The sequence below is a fragment of the Natrinema saccharevitans genome, from assembly GCF_001953745.1.
Lineage (GTDB): Archaea > Halobacteriota > Halobacteria > Halobacteriales > Natrialbaceae > Natrinema > Natrinema saccharevitans.
The window spans coordinates 1,797,146-1,819,406 of the sequence record NZ_LWLN01000001.1 but is presented as its reverse complement, the minus strand read 5'-3'; the positions used below and the strand labels follow the sequence as shown (position 1 = coordinate 1,819,406).

21 protein-coding genes are annotated in these 22,261 nt (G+C 69.2%); 8 read left to right on the top strand and 13 right to left on the bottom strand.

Features of this window, described 5'->3' with window-relative positions:
- Window positions 1-51 precede the first annotated feature (51 nt).
- On the top strand, window positions 52-867 hold the full coding sequence (locus A6E15_RS09215) for a formate/nitrite transporter family protein (protein WP_076145695.1): 816 nt from the start codon (window positions 52-54) through the stop codon (window positions 865-867).
- Window positions 868-1,007: 140 nt separating this feature from the next.
- Here A6E15_RS09215 and A6E15_RS09210 read toward each other — a convergent pair whose 3' ends face one another.
- Together A6E15_RS09210 and A6E15_RS09205 are read right to left on the bottom strand one after the other, a co-directional pair.
- Window positions 1,008-1,358, bottom strand: coding sequence for a helix-turn-helix transcriptional regulator (locus tag A6E15_RS09210; protein WP_076148278.1), 351 nt, complete (start codon window positions 1,356-1,358; stop codon window positions 1,008-1,010).
- 72 nt (window positions 1,359-1,430) lie between these two features.
- On the bottom strand, window positions 1,431-2,234 hold the full coding sequence (locus A6E15_RS09205; RefSeq protein ID WP_076145693.1) for an NRDE family protein: 804 nt from the start codon (window positions 2,232-2,234) through the stop codon (window positions 1,431-1,433).
- A 236-nt stretch (window positions 2,235-2,470) separates the two neighbouring features.
- Here A6E15_RS09205 and A6E15_RS09200 point away from each other — a divergent pair, with 236 nt between their 5' ends.
- Window positions 2,471-4,060, top strand: coding sequence for a BCCT family transporter (locus A6E15_RS09200; protein ID WP_076145691.1), 1,590 nt, complete (start codon window positions 2,471-2,473; stop codon window positions 4,058-4,060).
- Between the two features lie 9 nt (window positions 4,061-4,069).
- Here A6E15_RS09200 and menE read toward each other — a convergent pair whose 3' ends face one another.
- From menE to A6E15_RS09170, 6 genes are all read right to left on the bottom strand, one after another.
- Window positions 4,070-5,602 carry an o-succinylbenzoate--CoA ligase gene (gene menE, locus A6E15_RS09195; protein ID WP_076145689.1) on the bottom strand — a complete coding sequence of 511 codons (1,533 nt, stop codon included), beginning with the start codon at window positions 5,600-5,602 and terminating at the stop codon, window positions 4,070-4,072.
- The gene (locus A6E15_RS09190) at window positions 5,599-6,681 is read right to left on the bottom strand and encodes a mandelate racemase/muconate lactonizing enzyme family protein (RefSeq protein ID WP_076145687.1); all 1,083 of its coding nucleotides are present in this window, start codon (window positions 6,679-6,681) and stop codon (window positions 5,599-5,601) included. The genes menE and A6E15_RS09190 overlap by 4 nt, the downstream gene beginning before the upstream one ends.
- Complete coding sequence (locus A6E15_RS09185) at window positions 6,678-7,622, bottom strand: 1,4-dihydroxy-2-naphthoate polyprenyltransferase (RefSeq protein ID WP_076145685.1); 945 nt, start codon at window positions 7,620-7,622, stop codon at window positions 6,678-6,680. Before A6E15_RS09185 ends, A6E15_RS09190 begins: the two co-directional genes overlap by 4 nt.
- A 100-nt stretch (window positions 7,623-7,722) precedes the next feature.
- Window positions 7,723-8,937 (bottom strand): DUF7350 domain-containing protein, encoded by a 1,215-nt coding sequence (locus A6E15_RS09180; RefSeq protein ID WP_076145683.1) that lies wholly within the window; start codon window positions 8,935-8,937, stop codon window positions 7,723-7,725.
- A gap of 23 nt (window positions 8,938-8,960) precedes the next feature.
- Window positions 8,961-9,962, bottom strand: a complete 1,002-nt coding sequence (locus tag A6E15_RS09175; protein ID WP_076145681.1) for a 1,4-dihydroxy-2-naphthoyl-CoA synthase — start codon at window positions 9,960-9,962, stop codon at window positions 8,961-8,963.
- Between the two features lie 83 nt (window positions 9,963-10,045).
- Complete coding sequence (locus A6E15_RS09170) at window positions 10,046-12,628, bottom strand: efflux RND transporter permease subunit (protein WP_076145679.1); 2,583 nt, start codon at window positions 12,626-12,628, stop codon at window positions 10,046-10,048.
- A gap of 125 nt (window positions 12,629-12,753) precedes the next feature.
- On the opposite strand from A6E15_RS09170, the gene A6E15_RS09165 reads away from it, so the two are divergent.
- Both A6E15_RS09165 and A6E15_RS09160 read left to right on the top strand, forming a co-directional pair.
- Window positions 12,754-13,512, top strand: a complete 759-nt coding sequence (locus A6E15_RS09165) for a TrmB family transcriptional regulator (protein ID WP_076145677.1) — start codon at window positions 12,754-12,756, stop codon at window positions 13,510-13,512.
- Window positions 13,513-13,798: 286 nt separating this feature from the next.
- Window positions 13,799-14,791 carry a DnaJ domain-containing protein gene (locus tag A6E15_RS09160; RefSeq protein ID WP_076145675.1) on the top strand — a complete coding sequence of 331 codons (993 nt, stop codon included), beginning with the start codon at window positions 13,799-13,801 and terminating at the stop codon, window positions 14,789-14,791.
- A gap of 28 nt (window positions 14,792-14,819) precedes the next feature.
- On the opposite strand, the gene menD is transcribed toward A6E15_RS09160, so the two are convergent.
- Genes menD through A6E15_RS09145 form a run of 3 tightly spaced genes read right to left on the bottom strand, consistent with a single transcriptional unit; the run spans window position 14,820 to window position 18,639 of the window.
- Window positions 14,820-16,643 (bottom strand): 2-succinyl-5-enolpyruvyl-6-hydroxy-3-cyclohexene-1-carboxylic-acid synthase, encoded by a 1,824-nt coding sequence (gene menD, locus A6E15_RS09155; RefSeq protein ID WP_076145673.1) that lies wholly within the window; start codon window positions 16,641-16,643, stop codon window positions 14,820-14,822.
- A 4-nt stretch (window positions 16,644-16,647) separates the two neighbouring features.
- Window positions 16,648-17,991: an isochorismate synthase gene (locus A6E15_RS09150; protein WP_076145671.1), complete on the bottom strand. Its 1,344-nt coding sequence runs from the start codon at window positions 17,989-17,991 to the stop codon at window positions 16,648-16,650.
- 51 nt (window positions 17,992-18,042) lie between these two features.
- On the bottom strand, window positions 18,043-18,639 hold the full coding sequence (locus A6E15_RS09145) for a sulfite oxidase-like oxidoreductase (protein ID WP_076145669.1): 597 nt from the start codon (window positions 18,637-18,639) through the stop codon (window positions 18,043-18,045).
- A 228-nt stretch (window positions 18,640-18,867) separates the two neighbouring features.
- Between A6E15_RS09145 and A6E15_RS09140 the strand changes: the two genes are divergently transcribed.
- Complete coding sequence (locus A6E15_RS09140; protein WP_076145667.1) at window positions 18,868-19,167, top strand: hypothetical protein; 300 nt, start codon at window positions 18,868-18,870, stop codon at window positions 19,165-19,167.
- A 267-nt stretch (window positions 19,168-19,434) separates the two neighbouring features.
- The gene (locus tag A6E15_RS09135; RefSeq protein ID WP_006184071.1) at window positions 19,435-19,662 is read left to right on the top strand and encodes a ribbon-helix-helix domain-containing protein; all 228 of its coding nucleotides are present in this window, start codon (window positions 19,435-19,437) and stop codon (window positions 19,660-19,662) included.
- Between the two features lies 1 nt (window position 19,663).
- Here A6E15_RS09135 and A6E15_RS09130 read toward each other — a convergent pair whose 3' ends face one another.
- Window positions 19,664-19,852, bottom strand: a complete 189-nt coding sequence (locus A6E15_RS09130) for a DUF7550 family protein (RefSeq protein ID WP_076145665.1) — start codon at window positions 19,850-19,852, stop codon at window positions 19,664-19,666.
- A 143-nt stretch (window positions 19,853-19,995) separates the two neighbouring features.
- Here A6E15_RS09130 and hisF point away from each other — a divergent pair, with 143 nt between their 5' ends.
- On the top strand, window positions 19,996-20,811 hold the full coding sequence (hisF, locus tag A6E15_RS09125; protein ID WP_076145663.1) for an imidazole glycerol phosphate synthase subunit HisF: 816 nt from the start codon (window positions 19,996-19,998) through the stop codon (window positions 20,809-20,811).
- A 104-nt stretch (window positions 20,812-20,915) separates the two neighbouring features.
- Complete coding sequence (locus A6E15_RS09120) at window positions 20,916-21,788, top strand: hypothetical protein (protein ID WP_076145661.1); 873 nt, start codon at window positions 20,916-20,918, stop codon at window positions 21,786-21,788.
- Between the two features lie 105 nt (window positions 21,789-21,893).
- Here the strand turns inward: A6E15_RS09120 and A6E15_RS09115 are convergent, their stop codons facing one another.
- The gene (locus A6E15_RS09115) at window positions 21,894-22,178 is read right to left on the bottom strand and encodes a DNA-directed RNA polymerase subunit L (RefSeq protein ID WP_076145659.1); all 285 of its coding nucleotides are present in this window, start codon (window positions 22,176-22,178) and stop codon (window positions 21,894-21,896) included.
- Between the last annotated feature and the right edge of the window lie 83 nt (window positions 22,179-22,261).

Below are 22,261 nucleotides of genomic sequence, written 5' to 3'. Positions count from 1 at the left end.
TCCGGCGTGTTCATGTCGCGCCCTTATATATCAACGAGCCGTAACTAGCCCGTGTCCGTCGCACCGGATCCCGCCGAGATATTCGACCGGGCGGTTACCGAGGGACAGCGGCGACTCGAGCAGTCGCTGCTCGAACTCGCCGCGACCAGCTTCATCGCGGGGTTTACGATCGTCTTCGGCATCGTCGCGCTCGGGGTCGTCGACGGGCTCGTCGAACCGCAGTTCGGCGAGGCCGCACACGTAGCGGGCGCGCTCACCTTCGGTATCGGCATGGTGTTTCTGGTCGTCGGCCGCACGGAACTGTTCAACGAGAACTTCTTCGATCCGGTCGCGGCGGCGACCGCTCGAGACGGGTCGTGGCTGTTGCTCCCGCTGGGTCGCCTGTGGGCGGTCACGCTCGTCTTCAACCTCCTCGGTGGGTTCCTCTTCGCGGTCGTCTTCGCCGTCGACGGGGTGCTGCCGCCGGAGTCGGCACACGCGCTGTCCGGCACCGCCGAGGGGATCGTCAGCCGACCGGCGAGGGGGATCTTCGCGAGCGCGATCGTCGGCGGGGCGCTCGTGAGTCTCCTGTCGTTTCTCCTGGCGGCGGCCGACAGCATCGGAAGCCGGCTCGCGCTGGCCTATCTCGTCGGCTTCCTGTTGGCGCTTGGCCCCTTCGACCACGTGGTCGTCACCGCGATCCACGTCTTCTTCGGGTTCCTCTTCGACGCGGCGATCGGTTCCGGCGCGCTCGGGGAGACGATCGTCGTCTCGGCCGCCGGCAACGTCGTCGGCGGGATCGGGCTGGTCACGTTCGCTCACGTCGCGCAGGCGCGGGGCGCTGACGGAAGAAACCGCTCGGACGGCGACGACTATAGTAGCTCTTGAAACGATTCACACACCGATCGCAATACTGTCCTGCGATCGGGTGGGCATTGACTTTCAAGAGCGACTATAACCCGACCGAGCGTCCGCGCTCGAGCGACTGTCGAACAACGGTGGCTGCAGGGGAAAAGCGGCGGTTCCGACTACTCCTCGTAGGCGAGGTTCATGATCCACTGGGAGAAGGCGTCGCTGTTGGGGTCGACCTCCTCCTCGCCGATAAAGGGCGAGAGCATGTCGCCGGCCATCAGCAGGGTGAAATCCAGGTCGCGGGCGGTCGGCGAGATGTAGTAGGTGTTGTGTCCATCGTAGACGGTCTCCTCCCGGTCGACCAGGTCCTTCTCGACGAGCGACTCGACGATTCGACTGCCCTTGCGCGAGGAGACGTCCAGTTCCTTCCAGAAGTCGCTCTGGTGGATGCCGCCGGACTCGCGGACGAGTTCGAGGCCCGCGCGCTCGTCCTCTGTGAGCTCGGCTTCGGCCGCGGACACGCTCACGGCCACCACCTCGCCGTGTGCGTCGCTACAGGCAGGAGTGCGTCCATACCCATACCAGATAGTGCGAGCCGCTTAAATGTGCCCTTCGCCGTCGATCGCCGGGTCGGCTCCGTCGGCGTCGATGGCTCCCGACGCGCGTTCGGGAAGGGGCACCGCCTCGTAACTCGTCCGACAGGGCGGGCCCGGCGCGAACTCGTATCGCATCGTCTCGGGGCCGAGCGCGAGCAGCGACGACGAACGGGTCCCGAACCCGTCCCGGTGAATGCAGACGCCGTAGTCGTGGTCTCCCAGCACCGCGCCCCCGCGCTCGAGCCAGTCGCCGACGGTCTCGTCCGGGTCGGGCGCGAGCACCTCCCGGACCGCGCGAGCGTTGTCGGCCTGCGCTCGCCCGACCGCCGCTCGGTCCGCGGGAACGTCGACGTCGTCGTCGACCGCGACGTTGACGACGACGTGGACGCCGGGTTCGAACTCGGTCAGGGCGAGATCGCCGTCCCACTGGTAGCAAACCGCCTCGTCGGCGTCGGCGACGACCAGATAGAACCCGCTGTACTCGTCGGCCTCGGTCGCGTCCGCCACGATCGAGCGGGCCTCGGCGGCCGAGCGCGCCTCGAGGACGTCCGCGACGAGCAGTCCCCGGGATCGTTCGCCGGCGAGGTCCGCGGTAGCCCACTTGTTCGTGATGCCGACGAAGACGCCGTGTTCGTTGTAGCCGATCCACGTCCCACCGGCCTCGGCGTCACGCGGTGCGACGATCAGCGGCTCCTCGCGGTAGACGCCGGGCGGCTCCGACGCCCGGCCGATCGCCTCGTCGCGGTTCGCGGCGACGGCGACCGGTGCCTCCTCGAAGACCTGCCAAGCGAGCGCGAGCGTACACACGGGTCCGCGTAGGGCCGCGAGCGGCTTAACTCCGGGTCAGGCGGCAATCCATCGCTCTCCGCCAGGTAGTCGTGCAGTGCGGTACCAATACTGTAGCGGCGTTCGATACAAAGGGTTCTTGAACGATCGGCGGTGGGATCCCAGACACATCTGATGCTGGCTCACACGACCGTGAGTAGCGACGATACGCAGTCGATCGCCGATCGGAACGGCAACGGGCACAGCGGGGCTAAACGATGAACGCCGGACGGCTCCTCGGCCTCGAGGACGCCTCGCGAGGAGAGCGGGCCCTGTTCTTCGTGACGATGGGAGTGATGCTCTCGCTCGGGACGGTCGGGTTCTTGCGGCCGACGGCGTTGAGTAGCGCGCTCACCGGAGCGAAAAACTGGATCCTCGTCTACTTCGGCTGGTGGTTCATCCTGCTGGGATTCGTCCTGCTGGTCGCCGCGACGGCGTTTACGGCCTCGAGATACGGCCGGATCCGAATCGGCGGCCCCGACGCCGAGCCCGAGTTCGATCGCTTCTCGTGGCTGTCGATGGTCTTTACCGTCGGATTCGGCGCGTCGGTCCTCATCTGGGGGGTCGCGGAACCGGTCTCGATCGTCCAGCATCCGCCGCCGGCTCCCGCGCCGGTCCAGAACGCGTCCGCCGAGTCGATGGCGCTCGCGTTCATGTTCATCCACGAGGTGTTCCCGGGGCTGGCGATGTGGTATCTCCCCGTCGCGATCGCCTTCGGGATCGCGGTCTACACGGACGGCATCGGCGAGTACAAGATCAGTTCGATGCTGGCCGGCGTCGTCGACAAGGACCGAATCCCGGGCCTCTACTGGCTGGTCGATCTGGCGGCGCTGATCGCCACGATCGGCGGCATCGCGACGACGCTCGGGTTCAGCGCACAGACGATGTCCGCGATCCTCGGCGGCGTCTTCGGCCTCGAGGCGCGGACGCTCACCTACGCGGTGTTCGCGCTGATCGGGCTGGTCTTCCTCGGCGACGTCTGGCTCGGCCTCCGGAAGGGGATCCGCAACGCGGCCCGGGCGACGGTGATCCTCATCGGCGTCGCGATGGCCCTGCTCGTGGTGGTCGGGCCGACGCTGTACATGCTCGAGCTCCACCTCGATGCGACCGGCGTCTGGCTCAGCAACCTGTTCCGCCTGTCGCTGTACACCGCGCCGGGGGCCGAGGGCAACTGGGCGGCCAACTGGACCGGCTTCTGGTGGGCCTGGTGGGCCGCCTGGAGCATCTTCGTCGGGAGCTTCGTCGCCCGCGTCTCGAAGGGCCGCACGATCAGGGAGCTGTTCGGCGTCCTCGTGCTGGTCCCGACGCTGTTCACCTGGATCCAGCACGGCCTCATCGGCGGCTGGGCGCTCGGGCCGGGGTATCAGGCCCCGATCGCCGAGGCCATGGCCGCGGCCGGCAATCCCGCGGCCGTCGCGAAAGCCCTCGAGATCACGCCCTACGGGACCGTCCTCGCCGTGATTTGTGTCTTCATCATCGCCGGTTACATCGTCACCTCGCTCGACTCGGCGGTGTTCATGATCTCGGCGATCACGCTTGGCGACGAGAACCCGAATCCCCGCAACCGCGCGTGGTGGGGCGCGCTGCTGGCGCTGTTCGGCATGATGTCGCTCGAACTCGAGGAGTTCAGCGCCATCGAGTCGCTGTCGGTGACGATGGCGCTGCCGTTCTCGCTGTTCCTGTTGCTCGTCCTCTACGGCAGCTACGTCGTCGCCCGTGACTACGTCCGCGAGAACGAGACGCCGATACGCGACCCGCGAGAGCGCCGCCAGCAAACGGCCTCGAAAAGCGTCTCCGACGACGACTGACCGGCCGCACTACCCGCTGTCGCTGACGTCCGTTCCGTCGGCGCGCAGGCGCTCGCGGACCGCCTCGCGATCGACGGTTCCCGACGCGGTCCGGGGAAGCGCGTCGGCGACCCCGATCGTCTTCGGCCGCTTGAACCCGGCGAGGCGTTCGTCGCAGTGGGCGAGCAGGGACGCGGGCTCGAGCGACCCCGGCGTCCCCGACTCGGGAACGACCAGCGCGGCGACGCGTTCACCCCACTCCGGGTCCGAGAGGCCGACGACCGCGGCGTCGTCGACGGCCGGGTGGGTCCGCAGCGCCGCGACGACCTCGCCGGGATCGACGTTCTCGCCGCCGGTAACGATGCGGTCGCTGCGGCGATTGAGGACCCACAGCCGGCCGTCCTCGTCGCGGTAGCCGACGTCGCCGGTGTGGAGCCCGTGATCGCCGAACGCCGCCGCGGTCTCGTCGGCGTCGAGATAACCCGGCGTCACCGTCGGCCCCGAGACGACGAGTTCCCCCTGTTCGCTCGGCCCGAGAACCGTGCCGTCCTCGTCGACGACGGTCACGTCGGTCCCGGCGAGCGGGCGGCCGACGGTCCCCTCGTGGGCCGCGGTCTCGGCCGGCGTCGCCGTCGCGATCTGGGAGGCGGTCTCGGTCATGCCGTAGGTCGGGTGGGCCGGCACGCCCCGCTCCCGACACCGCTCGAGCAGTTCGCGGGACGCCGGAGCGCCGCCCAGCAGGACGAATCGAAGCGACTCCGGCGGTTCCCAGCCGGCCTCGAGCAGGCGTTTGCACATCGTCGGGACGAGCGAGACGCCGGTGATATCGTACTCGTCGACGACGCGGGCGGTGTCCCGGGGATCGAACTCCCGCTGGATCACGGCGGTCGTCCCGTACAGCGTCGACCGGACGATCGGTGCCAGCCCGCCCATGTGATACATTGGCAGGCAACAGAGCCACCGGTCGGCCGGCAGGACGCCGAGTCGGAACGCCGAGGCGGTCGCGCTGGCGACGAGGTTGCCGACCGTCAGCCGGACGGCCTTCGGCTCGCCCGACGTGCCCGACGTGAACATGAGCAGGTGCGTGTCGTCGCGCTCGAGCGCGACCGGCGTCGCGGACGCCCACTCGATCGGCTCGAGCGGGTCGACGCCGTCGCGTTCGGGGTCGTCGACCGAGCGGATCGGGGCGTCCGTGATCTCGAGCGCGAGTTCTTCGGTCGCCGACTCGCAGACGATCGCGTCGACGGCGGTGCGGTCGGCCTTCGAGGCGAGTTCGGCGGCCGTCTCCCGGACGTTCAGCGGGACGACCGTGAGGCCGAGTCGCATCGCCGCGAAGTAGACCTCGGCGAACGCGACCCGCGTCCCCATGAGGACGCCGAGGCGGTCATCGGGGCCGGAGGCGACCGTCTCGAGTCGCGCCGCGACGGCGTCGACTCGCCGATCGAACTCGTCGTACGTCCGCGACCGGTCGGTCTCGGCGTCGACGAGCGCCGTCGCGTCCGGCGTCGTCGACGTCCGATGCGAGAGGAGGTCCCGCGTCGGCCACTCGAGGCCGCCGGTCATCGGTCACCCCAGACGTCCGAGACGCCCAGTCCCTTCGCCTGCGGGACGACCGCCGACCCCTTCTCGATCAGGACGGGGTCCCGGCCCAGGTCCGTCGCGAGCAGGTCGCCGGTTGCCAGCCCGCAGGCCGGCACGTCGGGGATCGCGGCCGCCAGATGCACCGCGCCGGTGCGCGCGACGACGCCGTCGATGGTGGTCGTCACCAGCGGCGCGACCTCGAGTTCGGTCAGCCAGGCGGCGATCTTGCGCGCAACGTCGATCCCGCCCAGCGCCATCGGTTTCAGGACGACGATGTCGGCCGCCCCGGCGTCACAGATCGCGTCGACGCCGTGTTCCAGCAGCCCCTCGTCGAGCGCGATCGAGACGCCCTGGTTCTCCTCGCGGAGGTCGGCGTGACCCTCGAGCGCGCCCGCCGGCAGGGGCTGCTCGAGGATCGAGACGCCGCAGTCGGCGAAGCCCTCGAGGGCCGACTGGGCCTCCTCGAAGGTCCAGGCCTCGTTGGCGTCGGCCCGCAGTTCGATCCGGTCGCCGACGGCCTCGCGGACCCGTCGGACGCGCTCGACGTCGGCCTCGACGCTCCGGAGGCCGACCTTCAGCTTGCAGGTGGTAAAGCCCCGATCGACGGCCGCGCGGGCCGCGGCGACCGTCTCGTCGGGCGAGCCGTCGCCGATCGTCGCGTTGACCGGCACCCGGCCGACCATCGGCCCCTGTCCGAGGTAGCGATACAGCGGCGTCGACTCGCGGGTCGCCTGCAGGTCGGACAGCGCCAACGACAGGGCGTGGCGGGCCGCGACCTGCCGGTCGACGGCCTCCAGGGCCTCGCTCGGCCCGTCGGTTCGGATCGCCTCCTGCGCGCGCTCGAGGGCGCGCTCGCAGTCCTCGCGGGACTCGGTCCAGCCCGGCAGCGGCGTCGCTTCGCCGTAACCGACGGCCGGTTCGTCGCCGTCGTCGGCCTCGTCGACGAGCCGGACGAGGAAACCGTCGCGGGACGCGATCGTCCCGTCTGCCGTCTCGAGCGGCTCCGCGAGGTCGAGCGAGAAGGGGCGGTACTCCAGCGAGAGGGCCTCGGCGGCGCTCATAACAACACCAGCCCCCCGGCGAAACAGACGGCGTAGATCGCGGTCAGCTTGCCCGTCGCCTCGAGCGCCGGGTTGAGCGCCTCGCCGTCGGTCCGGGTCAGCACGGTTCGGGCGATCGTCGCGGCGTAGGGCAGCGTCACCAGCGGGAGCAGGGCTCCGGGGCCGACGTCCGTCGCGAGCCAGAACCAGAAGGGGACGACGTAGGCGATGGCGAGCATGGCCACGTACTCCACGCGGCTCCACCGGTAGCCCAGCCGGACCGCGAGGGTCCGTTTGCCCGCCTCGGCGTCGGTCTCTCTGTCCCGGACGTTGTTCACGACGAGAATCGCCGTCGAGAGCCCGGCGATCGGCAGGCTCGCGATCACGGCCTCGAGCGTGACGGTGCCGTCGGGGATCGCCGTCGCGAGCGGCTCCGCGAGGACGGCCGCGGCCTGCACGTAGTAGGTCCCGGTCACGGCGACGAGGCCGAAGAAGACGAACACGAAGAGATCGCCCAGCCCGTGATAGCCAAGCGGGTAGGGCCCGCCGGTGTAAGCCCAGCCGCAGAGGACGCTGACGAGCCCCACGACGAGGATCGGGATACCCCCGACGTAGACGAGATAAGTCCCCGAGAGGATCGCCAGTCCGAAGGTGACGATCATCGCGAGCTTGACCTGCGCGGGCGAGATGAGCCCCGACTGGGTGACCCGGGTAAAGCCCTCGCGGTCTTCGGTGTCGGCCCCCTTGACGGCGTCGTAGTAGTCGTTCGCGAAGTTCGTCCCGATCTGGATCAGCGCCGCGCCGACGACGGCCGCGATCGCCGGCAACGGCGAGAACACGCCCTCGGCGGCCGCCAGCCCCGACCCGACGATCACCGGGGCCGCGGCCGCGGGCAAGGTCTGGGGACGGGCCGCCATCAGCCACGCCTTCGTCCGTGAGATTTCGACCTCGGCCGAACTCATAGTTCGAGTGTCCCACTCGAGAGAGTGTCAACGTTGGCATTGCGAGCGGCCCCTGCCGGTCGCGGCCGCGTGCGAGCGGGGACGAGAACGGAGCCGACGCCTACGACGGGACCACCAGCTCGACCGGCTCCATCCCGAAAAACGCCGTCTCGTAGCCCTGATGGCGGGCCGTTTGCGGCGGGGACTCGATCGCGATCCGGACCGAATCGCCCGGTCGGACGTCGGCGACCGATCGCCCGTAATGAAAGCCGTACTCGCCGTCGATCGTCGGCTCGAGGCGGTCGTCGAGGACCCGCCGGGCGTCGCGCTCGAGGACGACCCGCAGCGACGCGTTCGGTAGCGGCACCCGGTTGTACGGCGTCCGCGGCGAGACGAGCAGATAGGAGTCGTCGCCGTCGGCAAGCCGCGACTCGGGCTCGAGCAACGCGACGACGAACGCCGCGTCGCCGCTCGTGGGGAGGCCGTCGCCGGCCGACTCGATTAGCCGCGTTCCCGGATAGGCGTCCGCCGGCGGCACCCTCGAGTAGGGGACCGGCGGATCCGGCCCCCCGTCGCTCTCGCCGGCCGCGTCGTCGCCGCGCTCCCTGCCGTCCTCGTCACTGTTCGTCCCCCGCTCCGTCATCGGCTCGAGCGCGCCCCGCTGGCCCCACCGCTCCCGGTCCAGCAGGTCGATCCCCTCGACGACGGCCTCGCGGAACGCCCGATCGTAGGTGAACTCGAAGGTGGCGGTCGCCCCCTCCGCGAACCGGCCCGCCAGCGAGCCGGTCCGGCGGATCGAGAGCGGCGGGAGTTCGACGTCGACGGCGTAGGTCCCGTCGGCCGGGAGGGCGACGTTGTCGCCGACGTGGACGCCCATCTCCTGTGAGAGCATCGGCCACAGCGCCCGCGAGTCGATCTCCCGCCCGTTTCGCGAAATCGTCGTCCTCGGCTCGGCGCCGAGCAGGACGCGTCCCGTCTCCCGGTCCCAGACGACGATCATCAGGTGGACCCCACGGCCGGCCGCCGGCTCGACGAACTCGCGGTCGTTCGCGGTGACGATCCAGAACGGATGGGGGTACGACAGCATCGGCGTCAGCACGTAGTCGCCGGCGTCGACCGGCTCGAGCACGCGCATCGACTTCCGGTGGCCGGGCAGATAGACCGCCTCCGGCGGGTCCTCGAGCATCGGGATCGGCGGGGTGCCCGAGACGCCCTCGGCGTCGTCGCTCCCTCGGTCGCCGGCGTTCCCGTCAGACTCGCCGCTGGGCGCGGTACAACCCGCGAGCGCGAGCGCGGCCGGCAGGGACGTCCACCGGAGGGCCGTTCGTCGGTGCATCGGTTCGATTTACGGGCCCGACGTTAGTAGTGCCACGGGAACTCGTCGAAGTCCGGGTCGCGACCCTCGACGAACGCGTCCCGGCCCTCCTTCGCTTCGTCGGTCATGTAGCCCAGCCGCGTCGCCTCGCCGGCGAAGACCTGCTGGCCGACCATCCCGTCGTCGGTCATGTTGAACGCGTACTTGAGCATCCGCATCGCCGTCGGGCTCTTCGAGTTGATGCGCCGGCCCCACTCGAGGGCGGTCTCCTCCAACTCCTCGTGGGGGACCGCCTCGTTGACCATGCCCATCTCCGCGGCCTCCTCGGCGTCGTAGGTCTTCCCGAGGAAAAACACCTCGCGGGCCTTCTTCTGGCCGATCTGTTTCGCGAGGTAGGCCGAGCCGAAGCCGGCGTCGTAGCTGGCCACGTCGGGATCGGTCTGGAGGAACTTCGCGTGCTCTTCGCTCGCGAGGGTCAGGTCACAGACGACGTGCAGCGAGTGGCCCCCGCCGACGGCCCAGCCCGGTACCACGGCGACGACCACTTTCGGGATGTGCCGAATGAGCCGCTGGACCTCGAGGATGTGGAGCCGTCCCTGTTCGGACGCTTGCGCTCGCGGACTCTGTCCGCTCGCGTCTTCCGAGGCGTCCTCAGAAGTGCTTTGCACTTCTGATGGGCTGCGAGAATCGCTTTGCGATTCTCGAACGCGTTGCGCCTCGCTCTCCTCATCCCCTTCGTACTGATACCCGTCCTCGCCGCGAACCGTCTGATCCCCGCCGGAACAGAAGGCCCAGCCGCCGTCCTTCGAGGACGGCCCGTTCCCGGTCAGCAGGATACAGCCGACGTCGGTCTGGCGCTTGGCGTGGTCGAGGGCGTCGTAGAGTTCGTCGACGGTCCCCGGTCGGAAGGCGTTGCGGACGTCGGGCCGGTCGAACGCGATCCGGACCGTCCCGGAGTCGACCGCGCGGTGGTAGGTGATGTCCCTGAACTCGTCGTTCAGTGCCGCGGGCTCCCACTGCTCGGGGTCGAAGCGTTCCGAAACCATTGCTCGAGTGTGGCGGGCGACGGCTGAAATAGATTCGCGTCTCGGCCACGCCGTCGACTCCCCGCTCGCGACCCCGGTGCCGATCAGGCGGGAACGTCGTCGGTCTCGGCGTCGTCTGCGTCGGAGTCGGTGTATCGGGCCCAGACCGCGAGCAGGCTCGGCAGGACCACGATGCTCGCGAGGAACGCGTAGGCGATCGCGACGCTCGTGACGAAGCCAAAGCGCCGCAGCGACGGCACGAGCGCGAACACGAGGACGCCGAAGCCGGCAGCGGTCGTGACGGCGCTGGCGAGCAACGCGCCGCCGGTCCCCCGGACCGTCCGCCGGAGCGACGCGATGGGGTCGGCCCGCGCTCGCTCCTCCTCGAGGAAGCGTTCGCCGACGTGGATCGCGTAGTCGACGCCGATCCCGATGCCGATCGCCGCGATAATGGCCGTCTCGGAGGTGAAGGGAATCCCCGCGAGGTACATCGTCCCGAACAGCCACGCCTGTGCGAACAGGACCGGGGCGATGACGACCGCACCCAGCGAGAGCGTGCGGTAGCGAGCCCAGAACGTCGCCGTCAGGAACGCGAGGATGACGCCGAACGTGATCGCAAAGCCCTGCACGAGCGTCTCGAGCAGTCCCTTCTGGACGAGTTCCTCGACGATGGGCTGGCCGGTCGCCGTCACCGTCAGTTCGGAATCGTCCTCGATGGTCGTCGCGACCGCCCGCATCTCCTCGGTGATCGTCGCGGTGTTCGCCCCGCCGGAGAGGCCCACCGAGAGCCGGAGCGACCGATACTCGCCGTCCGCGCGATGGATCGTCTCCGCGGCCGCCGACGGATCGGCGGCGTAGACCGCGTCGTAGACCGCCGTGAGGTTCTCCTCCGGCACGCCGTCGCCGTCGGTGTCGGCGTCCGCAACTACGGCGGCGACCGTCCCGTTGTCCTCGGCGACCGACCGGATCGTCTCGAGCGGTCCCGTCGCCTGCAGGCGGCCGTTGGCCAGCGTCTGTGCGGACGAGGTGTTCGCCGCACGGTCCCTGCCGGCCGCGACCCGCTCGAGCGTGTCGGGGTCGGTGACCGGCCCCTCGATCAGTACCTCCGCTCTCGACTGATCGCGCGACTGGGCGAACCGATCGTTCAGGTACAGCGCCTGCTCGCGCAGCTGGTAGTCGCTGGGCTGCAGCGAGTCGGGCAGCGAGTCCATCCAGGCCGGCGAGTCCCGCGGGAGGAAGTCCGTCTGCTCGATCGACGTGTCGATGTCCGTCGCGGCCGCGCCCCCGGCCGCGCTCAGGACGAGCGCGACGGCGATGACGACTGCCGGCGCCCGGTCGGCGAGTTCTGCACCGACGCTGAGGACCCGGCCGGCGACGCCGCCGCGACCGAAGGCGGGTCGCCGACGCGACAGGCCGAACCGCTCGAGTCCCCCGTCGAGTTCGACTTTCAGGGCGGGAAGCAGCAGGCCGAAGACGAGAAACGCCGACAGGATGCCGACGGCGCTGACGATACCGAACTCCCTGATCGAAGCGAGCGGGCTGACGACGTTCGAGAGGAACCTGACGGCGGTCGTGAACGTGGCGGCACCGATGGCGACGACGACGCCGGCCAACCCCCGGCGCATCGCCGTCCGCGGCGTCGCGTCGGGGTCGTCGGCGCTGGCCTCCCGGTAGCGCATCACGACGTGTAACGCGTAGTCGATCGAGAGCCCGATCAGCAGGAACGGGACGGCGATCAGGATCTGCGTCACGCCGATTCCGGCCCACCCCATGAAGCCGGCCATCCACGCGAGGACGAGCGCGATCCCGGCGAGTCCGAGCCCGATGTCGAAGACGTCGCGGTAGGCGATCCCCAGCGCGAGGACGATGACCAGCAGCGCGACCGGCGAGACGATCGCGAAGCTCTCACCGGTCGCCTGCGTACTCTCGGCGTCGACGACAGCGCTCCCGAAGACGAAGCTCTCGCCGGACGTCAACGTCGCCGCGGACAGCTCCCGGATCTCGAGTTGAGCGTCGGCCACGTCGGCGGGGAGGTCGTCGCCGCTCGCGCCGCTCGTGTCCTGAAAGACGTAGAGGACGCGGCCGTCGGTCGTCGTCGCCCCCGGCTCGTAGTCGGTCGGCAACAGCGAGTAGGGATCGACCGCGCCCGCGGCCGCCGAGTCCGGGGCCAGCACCCGTTCGACGGTCGCCTCGACCTCGCTCTCGGACATCGACTCCAGTTGCGCGATCTGGGCCTCGAGCGACGGCGGTGCCGAGTCGTTGGCCGCGCCGGCGGACCCGTTTCGAGTCGCGTTTCCGGCCTCGGCCTCCCGAACCGCCGCCGTCGCGACGACGTTCGAGAGTCCGACCATCGGCTGCCGATCCCGCAGCGTCGCGTTCACGTCGCCGTCGTTGGCGATGGCCCGCTGGAGGGTCAGCCCCTCGAGCAGCGACGCCTTCGACAGGGCGTTCTCGTCGCGGACGACGACCTGGACGACGGTCGTGTTCTCGCCCTCGGTCGCGAAGTCGGACCGAAGTTGATCGTACTTTTCGGCCTCCGTCGAGTCGCTCTCGAAGTTCGCGATCGTCAGCTCCGAGTCGACGCTTCCGGCCCCGCTGGCGACGAGCAACGTCGCAATCAACACGACCGCGATGATGGCCTTGCTGTGTGCAGTTACGAACGCTGCGTATCGATCGGCCGGACCCATTACCCACAGTTTCCATCCCCGGGAGCATAAGTATTGTAGGATACTACAAAATATATCGAATCGGAGAACCCCGCTACTGATAGGCCCGACACCCGAACCCTCGAGCGACCGACCCGCAGGTAGTCATGAGTACACGAGATGCAGTCGCGGCGCTGAAACGGCTCGGCCTGACGAACTATCAGGCCCGCGTCTTCGTCGCCCTCCAGAAACTGGGAACGGGGACCGCACAGGATGTCAGCGACGTCTCCGAGGTCCCCCGGTCGCAGGTCTACGGCGCGGCCGACGACCTCGTCGAGCGCGGACTCGTCGAACTGACCGAGTCGTCGCCGAAACGGTACCGGCCGGTGAGTCTCGCCGCCGCCCGCGAGCAGTTGACGAACCGCCTCGAACGCGAGCGCGAGCGCGCGTTCGAGAACCTCGCGGAACTCCGGACGGCGACGCCGGACCGCCCGGACGACGGTTCGGTATCGACTCTGCGGGGCCGCCAGCCGATCGACGATCGGATCGCGGACCTGATCGGGTCGGCGAAGTCGACCGTCGTCTTCACCGCGCCGTCGAAGCGGTCGCTGACCGAGTCGATCGAAACGGCGCTGCGGGAGCAAGCGACGCAGGGGGTCGCCGTCACCGTCGTCACGGCCGAGGACGCGATCCGCGAGCGCTTCGCGGAGCGCCCGGTCCGGGTGATCGTGATGGGCGAGGACAACCCCGCCGACTTCGCCGGCCGGGCCCTGATGATCGACGAGGGGACGGTGTTGCTGTCGGTCGCGACCGACGACGATGCCGTCGACGAGGAGGCGATGTGGACGGCCGGCAGCAGTATCGGCCGCATTCTGGCGCAGTTCATGCAGTCCGGCATCGAGTCCGGAACGAACCACAACGCCTGACTCGAACGGAGCGGTCGACCGACCACTCCTCGAGACCGCGAGATGGGCGCGTCGTCTCCGCGCCGAAGGACGCGAGGAGCCGACGGTCCGCTTCGACCGATCGGTTCACTGTGGCCCGATATCGACGGCGGTCGATCCGGGATCGCCCCGGCGAATTTTGTATACCGTTATACGGTTTATTTGTTCGAGGACGACCGGGTCGGCCGCTCGTTCGCCGGGCAACGAGACCTCGAACACATCAACGAGGCCGAGTTATTTTTCACCCGGCCGGCCGATCGGCTACGCGATGGGGGAGACCTACTACGAGGTTCTGGGGGTCGACCCGGACGCCACTCCCGACGAGATCGAGTCGGCCTACCGCGATCGCGTCCTCGAGGCCCATCCGGACCACTCCGACGCCCCCGACGCGGCCGAGCGGTTCCAGCGGGTCCAGACTGCCAGGTCGGTGTTGACCGACGGTGACGAACGGGCCCGCTACGACCGGCTCGGCCACGAGGCCTACGTCGGACTCGCCGACGGCAATGCAACCGACGACGCGGCCGGCGAGACTGCCGATACCGACGATTCGGGCCGGAGCAGCGACCGACGCCGCTCGCACGCGACGGGCGGCCGGACGAACACGACGGGGACGGCCAACGGAGACGGAAGGGCGACGACGGGAACGGGAGCCGGCGGCGCGACGACAGGCCGACGAACAAGTCGCGGGACCGACTATACGACCGCCGGGAACGAAACGACGGATCGAACGGCGGGTCACCACGCCCGCCACCGGTCGCGACGCCGCCGGCAGCGGGCGACGCGGCAGGCGGCCGGCGACTGGCCCTTCGGCGCGGACGATAACGAGGCGGCGACCGAGTCGGCGGGATCGACCGAGGCCGGCGATACCACGTCGGAGGACGACTTCAGCTACACCGTCCACGGCTGGGACGACGAGATCGACCTCGAGTGGGAGAGACCGCGGATCGATAGGACGACGGCGACGTCGGTCGGCGCGGTCGCCGTGCTGTATCCGCTGCTCGTCTGGGCGACGCTCACGCCGCTGTTTCCGCTGGCGGTCAACGCCGTCCTCGCCGCCTGTACGCTCGCGCTGGTGGGATACCTCGTGACGATGCCGCGGCTGGCGATCGGCGTCTTCGGTGGGTGGAGCGTTCTGTTCCCGCTCGGAATCGCGGTGCTGTCGCCGGTCGAGATCGGGTCGCTGCTCGGCCTGTTCGCGCTCGGGTTCGTCTGGATCCCGCTGGGATACGCCGTCGTACTGTGGTGGGTCCTGCGGCCGTAGCGACCCGAAACGCGGGCGAAAACGGGAGTTACGCGTCGTCCTCGAGATCGGTCGCGACCGCGCCACGGACGCGGTCCGCGAGGTCGTCGCGGCGCCGATGGCTCGCCTCGGAATCGAACCCGACCGAGAGGACCTGCGTGCCCGGCGTCTCGAGCGAGCGGCGATAGGCCGCCGAAAAGTCCGCCGGAGCGACGCGTTCGAACGCGAGGTCGTATACGTCCTCGAGGGCCGAAAAGTCGAGGCCGTGGGGCGTCTTGAACTGCTCCGTGAACGGCGGTTCGAACTCCTCGATCGGCAGCTCGTGGAAGATGCCGCCGCCGTCGTTGTCCAGCAAGACGATCGTGGCGTCGACGCCGCAGCGCTCGAGCGCGAGCAGGCCGTTCGAATCGTGATAGAACGCCAGATCGCCGGTCACCAGTACGAGCGGCTCGTCGGTCGTGCTGCCGGCCCCGAGCGCCGTACTCGTGATCCCGTCGATCCCGCTGGCTCCGCGATTGGCAAGCACCGTCAACTCGGCCGCTCGCGGCCGGGCGAACCGATCGGCGTCCCGGATCGGCATGCTGTTCGAGACGAACACCGTGGCCGGATCCGGCGCGGTCGCGACCACGTCGGCGAGGATCGCCCCCTCGAAGGGGTCGGCCGCGAGTGCGTCCGCGGCGAGCGCCGCGTCGCGGACCGCCCAGTGGCGTCGTTCCGCCGACTCGACGCGCTCGCGCCAGTCGCGGTCGATCTCGGAACGCCCGCCCCGGTCGGGGAGCGCCTCGAGTAGGCCGTCGACGACGGTCGCGGGATCGGCCGCCAGCAGGTCGGTCGCGGTGAACGTGGCCTCGCGCCACTCACCTGCGGGATCGACGAGGAACTGGCGGGCGTCGGCGTCGCGCAGCCAGTGCCGGAGCGGCTTCGAGGTGGGGGAGGCACCGATCCGGAGGACGACATCGGGCGGCGGCAGTTCCCCGACGTAGGCGTCGTAGCCGCCGTAGATCGTTCGCGGTTCGGCCGGAGTCGCTCCGCTCTCGCGGTCGACGTGCGGGCCAAAGCGCAGTCCAGAGAGGGGATCCGCCAGGATCGGCGCGCTCAGCCGGTCCGCGAGTTCGGTAACAGCGGCCGGCCCGAGGTCGGGAAGCGTCGTCGGATCGGCCGGGCCCGCGACGAGCAGCGGGCGGTCGGCGTCGGCGAGCGCCGCAGCCAGCCGGTCGCGGTCCGCCTCGGCGGGGGCCCGCCGGCCGCTCGCGGTTTCTACGAACGGCCCGTCACGCCCCCGGCCGGCGGTCGTCTCGGCGAAGGCGTCGGGCACGTCGCCGGGCACCGCGATCGGCTCGAGGGGCTTGCGGAACGGACAGTTGACGTGGACGGGACCGGGCGATACGCCGCCGGTCTCGGCGAGCGCCCGGGCCGCGGTGGTCCGCAGACTCCGCACTTTCCGCTCGTCGGCCTCCGGTTCGGGGAGTTCGGCGTACCACCGGACCGCGTCGCCGTAGAGTTTGACCTGGTCGACGGTCTGGTTCGCACCGCTGTCACGGAGTTCCGAGGGCCTGTCGGCCGTCAGCACGAGCAAGGGCACGCGGGCCCGGTCGGCCTCCACAACGGCGGGGTGGAAGTTCGCCGCCGCCGTCCCCGAGGTACAGACCAGCGCCGTCGGCTCGCCGGTGCGTCGCGCACGCCCGAGCGCGAAGAACGCCGCCGAGCGCTCGTCGAGATGCGAGTAGGCGTCGATCCCGTCGTGTTCCGCGAAGGCGACCGTCAGCGGCGTCGATCGGCTCCCGGGCGCGATACAGACGGCCTCGAGGCCGCTTTTCGCGAGTTCGTCGGCCAGCACGCGGCCCCACAGGGTCGCGCGGTTCGGTGCCGTCATCGGTCTATCTGAGTTCGTCGAGGACGGGTCGGAACTTCAACTGTACCTCGTCCCACTCTTCGTCGGGATCGCTGTCGGCGACGATTCCGCTGCCCGCAAAGAGGGTGACCTGCTCGTCGGTCGCGACGCCCGAGCGGAGTCCGACCGCGAACTCGCCGTCGCCGTCGCCGTCGAACCAGCCCACCGGCGCGGCGTACCATCCCCGGTCGAAGGTCTCCGTCTCGCGAATCGTCTCCCACGCCGCGTCCGGCGGAACGCCGCCGACCGCGGGGGTCGGATGCAGCGCCTCGACGATCTCGAGGACGTGTCGATCACCCGAGAGCGTCGCCTCGATCGGCGTTTGCAGGTGCTGGATCGTCGCCAGCCGGCGGATCGTCTGCTCGCTGACCGTGAGATAGCGTGCAAGCGGCGCGAGCTGTTCGCGGATCGCGTCGACGACGAGCCCGTGTTCGTGCTGGAGCTTCTCGTCCCCGCGCATGCGTTCGACGTGGGCCTCGTCCTCGGCCGGCGTCTCGCCGCGGGGCACCGAACCGGCCAGCGCCTCGGTCTCGACGCGCCGGCCGCGTTTCGCGACCAGCCGCTCCGGCGGCGCGCCGAAGAAGGTGCCGCCGGTACCGTGCCCGATCGAAAAGCGATAGCAGTTCGGGTACCGTCGGCCCAACCGCTCGAGCGTCGCCGGGACGTCGATCGACTCCTCGAGTTCGACCGACAGGGCCTGTGCGAGGACGACCTTCGTCAGCCGGCCGTCGGCGATCCGCTCGAGCGCGGTTTCGACCTGCGTCGTCCACTCGGCGGGCGAGGTCGTCCGACGGGTCGCGGCGACGCCGGGCGTCGAACCGCTCGAGTCCGTCCCCGGCGAGGCCGTCAAGCGGTCGTGCCAGCGCTCGAGTCGGTCCGCGGCCGCACCGGCCCGGTCGCCGACGGTCGTGAGCCAGGTCCCGTCGTCGGTCCGTACGAGCTGCACGTCCGGGACGACGAACGACGCCGCCGGAAAGCCGGTCCAGGGCGGTGTCGGCTCGTGGCCGTCGTGGAAGGCGACGCCGCCGACGGCTCGCGGGCGGGCTGGCTCCGGTCCCTCGTGAACGAGCCCGGAAAACACCCGGTCCGCCCGTTCGCGGAGGCGATCGAAGCGATCGGTTCCGTCGGCGGTGACCTCGGCGGCGACCCCTCGTCCGACCAGTTCCAGCCCGTCGGGCGTGGCCCATCGGACGCGAGCGGCGGCGCTGCCGTCGAGGATCGCGTTCGCGGCGACCCCCTCGAGTTCGCGGCTCCGGCTGACGAGATCGGCAGCGCCGTCGGCCCCGTTCGTCTCGCCTGCCAGTCGACTGTCGCCCGACGATCGGTCCATCGATCGCACGTCAGGACCGGCCGGACTTCAGCCTGACTATTGGCGAATCGATCAGCTGTATCGCTGCTCCTTCCACGGATTCGCAGTTTGAGAATAACCGCGTCGCTCCCAGTAGCCCCGCTGGGACTCGGTGAGGAACTCGACGCCGTCGACCCACTTGGCTCCCTTGTAGGCGTACTTGTGTGGCGTCACCACTCGAAGCGGACCGCCGTGGTCCGCGGGCAGGGCCTCGCCGTCGAACGCCCACGCGAACAGGACCTCTTCGCGCATGCAATCCTCGAGTGGCAGGTCCGTGGTGTAGCCGTCCAGCCCGGAAAACATGACGTGGACGGCGTCGTCGTCGACGCCGGCCCGCTCGGCGATTTCGGGGAAGGAAACGCCGGTGAACGGACAGTCGAACTTGCTCCAGCCGGTCACGCAGTGGAAGTCCTGCTGTTGGGTGACCGACGGCAGCTCCCGGAACTCCGCCCACGAGAACGTCAGTTCCTCCTCGACCGCGCCGGTGACGGTGAACTCCCACGTCTCCGGGTCCCAGTCGGGCGTCCCGCTCTTCGAGAGGACCGGAAACTCGGTGGTCTCGCGCTGTCCCGGCGGCAGCCGCTCGTCGCCGAACTCCTGATAGAGATCCGTGACGTCGGTCGCGTCCATGTCCGTCCGTACGGTCGAACGGACGTAGATGTGACGCCATCGATCGCCGCGTTCGATAATAGTCGAGGGCGGTTCGGTACCCACCGATCGCCCCCTATCAAGGCGATATTCCCGGGACGGGACCGGGGGTAGAAACTGACCGAAACGGTCGCATCGCGGTCCCAACTCGGGGGTTTCCGTCGAAACCCTCGCCATCCCTTAGTACGGTCTCGCCGAGCGTACGATCGCATGGCGAGTGGACAACAGCTAACGGAACGAGAAATGACCGACACAGAACCGGAAGAGATGGGCGAGCAGGCGATGGGGCCGGCGTTCGTCGCGTCGGCCGCCTCGGTCGGGCTCGCGCTGTATTACTATTTCGTCCGCGGCGACCGCGAACTCGGGACGTTCGTCGGTCTCTGGCCCCCGACGATCCTCGCGTTCGCGAGTTACTTCAACCAGCGCAAAATGCGCCAGCAGTTGGAGACGCTGACCCAGCCCGGCACGACCCTGAAGAACGCGTTCGATTCGATGATGGGCAACCGCTGAGCGGATCGTCTCGACCCTCGAGTGCCGAGCCTGATATGGTCCCCTGGATGACAGTACCGGTGCGACCGCGACCGCGCTGCGATCCCACCGGGACAGCAAACCGTATGAGACGGTGCTATCGGACTACCGTTCGATCGCCGATCCTGCGTTTTCGGTTTTCGAGTCGGAACTGACGACGGCACTCGTTTCGGCTTCCTGATCGGTCGGTTCCGTCCGGTGTGGAGTCCCCGTCAAACCTAAATACCCCCTCGCCGAAAGCCGAATCAGATGCCGAAAGTAGAGATCACCATACCGGAGCACCTCGAGATGCAGATCGCCCAGATGGTCGAGCGCGGCGAGTTCGTCAACCGCGAGGAGGCGATCGAGGACCTCCTGTCGACGGGCATCAAGGCGTACAAGACCAGCGGCCCGTCGGACGAAGAGGAGGGCGCGACCGGCGGTACCGGCTTCGAAGACGACGGTATGATGGGCCACGACGACGAGTACGTCTTCTAACCTAGATACCGAACGCGAGCAGCGGGATTCCGAACGCGATCGCGACGCCGATCAGTGCGACGAGCGCACCGGTCAGCGCTTCGCCCGCCGAAAAGTCGCTCATCGGTGCGGTCGTCCGGTCGGCCGTGGGATCCCGATCGACGTCGGCTTCCGCGTCGTCCTCGGCTGTGGTGTCGCTGTCGTCCGTCATACTCGCGTATTCTCGGCTCGATCGCTTAAGGTCACCGACACGGGTCTCGAGCGGCCGCGCCGCCGACGGTTCGCCGCCGAACGGAATTCGCCCGATCCAGACCCCTTTACTATCCCGGGCGCGAACGATCCGGTAACGACCACATGACACTGACAAAACGCGTCATCCCGTGTATCGACGTGGATCTCGACGAGGACGGGAACCCGGCGGTCTACACCGGCGTCAACTTCGAGGACCTGCAATACACCGGCGACCCGGTCGAGATGGCCCGCGCCTACAACCGTGCGGGGGCAGACGAGTTCGTCTTCCTCGACATCACCGCCTCCGCGGACGGTCGGGAGACGATGCTGAACGTCGTCGAACGGGTCGCCGACGAGGTCTTCATTCCCCTCACCGTGGGCGGAGGGATCCGTACCACCGACGACATCAAGGAGACCCTGCGGGCCGGCGCGGACAAGGTCTCGATCACCACCGGGGCCTTAGAGCGCCCCGAACTCATCAACGAGGGCGCGCGGGCCTTCGGCAACCAGTGTATCGTCATCAGCGTCGACGCCAGACGGCGCTTCGACGAGCAGGGGGAACACTACGTCGAGATCGACGGCGAGTCCTGCTGGTTCGAGTGCACCAAGAAGGGCGGCCGCGAGGGGACCGGGATCGACGTCCTCGAGTGGGCCGCCGAGGCCGAGGCCCGCGGCGCGGGCGAACTCTTCGTCAACTCCATCGACAAGGACGGTACCAAGGACGGCTACGACCTCCCGCTGACGGAGGCGGTCTGTGACGCGGTCGATACGCCCGTGATCGCCTCGTCGGGCTGTGGCAGTCCCGAGGACATGTACGATGTCTTCACCGAGGCCGGTGCCGACGCCGGGCTCGCGGCCTCGATCTTCCACTTCGACGAGTACTCCATCGAGGAGACGAAGGCCTACCTCGACGAGCGCGGCGTTCCCGTCCGGCGCTGAGACCGTTCTCGCGCTCCGACCGCTCGCCGTCACGACTCCGGCGACTCCGGCGGTCTGGTCGGGCATCCAGTACGCTTATTCCGTCCCGGTCCTCCGTTCCGATAGTGAAATGGCGGTGTACGCGGTGTGGCAAACCGCACGCTGAAAACGACCCGCCCTGTGACGACTGTGGCCACAACGCCTTCGAGAAGGCGATCGTCCGGGTCGACGACACCGACGACGACCGCAACGGCGGCGACCGCGGCGGCAGCGAGCCGATCCCATCCGGAACCGTCGAGACCGGCCCGGACTACGTCTGGGCCTGCACGAACTGCGGCCGGGAACACGTCCGGAACACCCCGCCGTGTTCGCGCTGTGGCAACCCCGACCTCGAGCGGGTCGAGCGGACCTACGAGGACGTCGAGCGGGACCTCGAGACGCCGAGCTGGCTCGAGGTCGCCAAGCCCTACCTGCCGGTCTTCGCCGTCATCGGGATCGTCGTCGCGCTGTTCGCGACGGGAGTCGTCTCGCCGTCGATACTGCCAGGGATCGGCCCGCCCTCGCCGCCCGACGCGCCGGGTCAGGCCGACGAAGCGGCCGGGCTCGACCTCGAGGCGACCGAGTCCGCGGTCCACGACCGACTCGAGGCCGAGCGCACCGGCTCCGACACGCGGCGGTACGACGACGGGCTCGTCGCCTACGCGGAGTACTACAACCGGATGCTCGTGGCGGTCGAGTTCGGCGACGCGGAGCCCGACGCGCCCGACCCGGACGCCTTCGACCACGGCTGTGGCGACGCGCAGATCGTCACGGCGCAACTGACGAGCAGTAATCTGTCCGCCGGCCAGTACGGCGACGAGCGAGCGTTCGGGGACGCGATCGCCGAGGCGCTGCTCGCGGAGTACGGCGAGGACATGCGACGCGGGTTCGACGCCGAGGGCATCGACATCCACGTGGCACCGAACGACGACGTCTACGTCTTCTACTCGGCGTGTTGAGCCGGCCAGGAGAGCCGCGGCGGTCCGGGATTCGGATTCGAAGGTGAAAAACGATTTTTCGACGACGGGAGCGAGTCGAGATCCCTGCAACCGCCGTTGTTGTCCTTACGCGGCCGCCTCGAACGCGTCGCGGAACGCCGTCGCCTTCTCGCGGACGGTGACCGCCGCCTCCTCGAGTGTCTCGAGGGGGTCGGCTCCACCCTCGGTCTTGATCGTCAGGATCGGCTCGGTCTGGCCGCCCGACTGTTCGGGGTTGACGTCGTAGGTCGCCGCGCTCACGTCGTCGTGTTCGAGCAAGGCGCCCTTGAGTACGTTCATGAAGGTGTGATCCTCGCCGGCGATCTCGATCGAGAGTTCGTCGTCGGTACTCTCGGTAACCCGCAGTTCCATGCTGTATGGGTCCGACCGTCGGCCGCTTGTACCTTTCGAAGCGGCCGTTGTGCGGTCGGTCGCGTCTCCCGCGACGCGGCCTC

What these genes read in the sequence shown, in the direction of transcription:
- A6E15_RS09200 (WP_076145691.1), top strand. Translation starts at nt 2,471, where the DNA reads ATGAACGCCGGACGGCTCCTCGGCCTCGAGGACGCCTCGCGAGGAGAG.
- menE (WP_076145689.1), bottom strand. Translation starts at nt 5,602, where the DNA reads ATGACCGGCGGCCTCGAGTGGCCGACGCGGGACCTCCTCTCGCATCGG.
- A6E15_RS09190 (WP_076145687.1), bottom strand. Translation starts at nt 6,681, where the DNA reads ATGAGCGCCGCCGAGGCCCTCTCGCTGGAGTACCGCCCCTTCTCGCTC.
- A6E15_RS09185 (WP_076145685.1), bottom strand. Translation starts at nt 7,622, where the DNA reads ATGAGTTCGGCCGAGGTCGAAATCTCACGGACGAAGGCGTGGCTGATG.
- A6E15_RS09180 (WP_076145683.1), bottom strand. Translation starts at nt 8,937, where the DNA reads ATGCACCGACGAACGGCCCTCCGGTGGACGTCCCTGCCGGCCGCGCTC.
- A6E15_RS09175 (WP_076145681.1), bottom strand. Translation starts at nt 9,962, where the DNA reads ATGGTTTCGGAACGCTTCGACCCCGAGCAGTGGGAGCCCGCGGCACTG.
- A6E15_RS09170 (WP_076145679.1), bottom strand. Translation starts at nt 12,628, where the DNA reads ATGGGTCCGGCCGATCGATACGCAGCGTTCGTAACTGCACACAGCAAG.
- A6E15_RS09165 (WP_076145677.1), top strand. Translation starts at nt 12,754, where the DNA reads ATGAGTACACGAGATGCAGTCGCGGCGCTGAAACGGCTCGGCCTGACG.
- A6E15_RS09160 (WP_076145675.1), top strand. Translation starts at nt 13,799, where the DNA reads ATGGGGGAGACCTACTACGAGGTTCTGGGGGTCGACCCGGACGCCACT.
- menD (WP_076145673.1), bottom strand. Translation starts at nt 16,643, where the DNA reads ATGACGGCACCGAACCGCGCGACCCTGTGGGGCCGCGTGCTGGCCGAC.
- A6E15_RS09150 (WP_076145671.1), bottom strand. Translation starts at nt 17,991, where the DNA reads ATGGACCGATCGTCGGGCGACAGTCGACTGGCAGGCGAGACGAACGGG.
- A6E15_RS09145 (WP_076145669.1), bottom strand. Translation starts at nt 18,639, where the DNA reads ATGGACGCGACCGACGTCACGGATCTCTATCAGGAGTTCGGCGACGAG.
- A6E15_RS09140 (WP_076145667.1), top strand. Translation starts at nt 18,868, where the DNA reads ATGGCGAGTGGACAACAGCTAACGGAACGAGAAATGACCGACACAGAA.
- A6E15_RS09135 (WP_006184071.1), top strand. Translation starts at nt 19,435, where the DNA reads ATGCCGAAAGTAGAGATCACCATACCGGAGCACCTCGAGATGCAGATC.
- A6E15_RS09130 (WP_076145665.1), bottom strand. Translation starts at nt 19,852, where the DNA reads ATGACGGACGACAGCGACACCACAGCCGAGGACGACGCGGAAGCCGAC.
- hisF (WP_076145663.1), top strand. Translation starts at nt 19,996, where the DNA reads ATGACACTGACAAAACGCGTCATCCCGTGTATCGACGTGGATCTCGAC.
- A6E15_RS09115 (WP_076145659.1), bottom strand. Translation starts at nt 22,178, where the DNA reads ATGGAACTGCGGGTTACCGAGAGTACCGACGACGAACTCTCGATCGAG.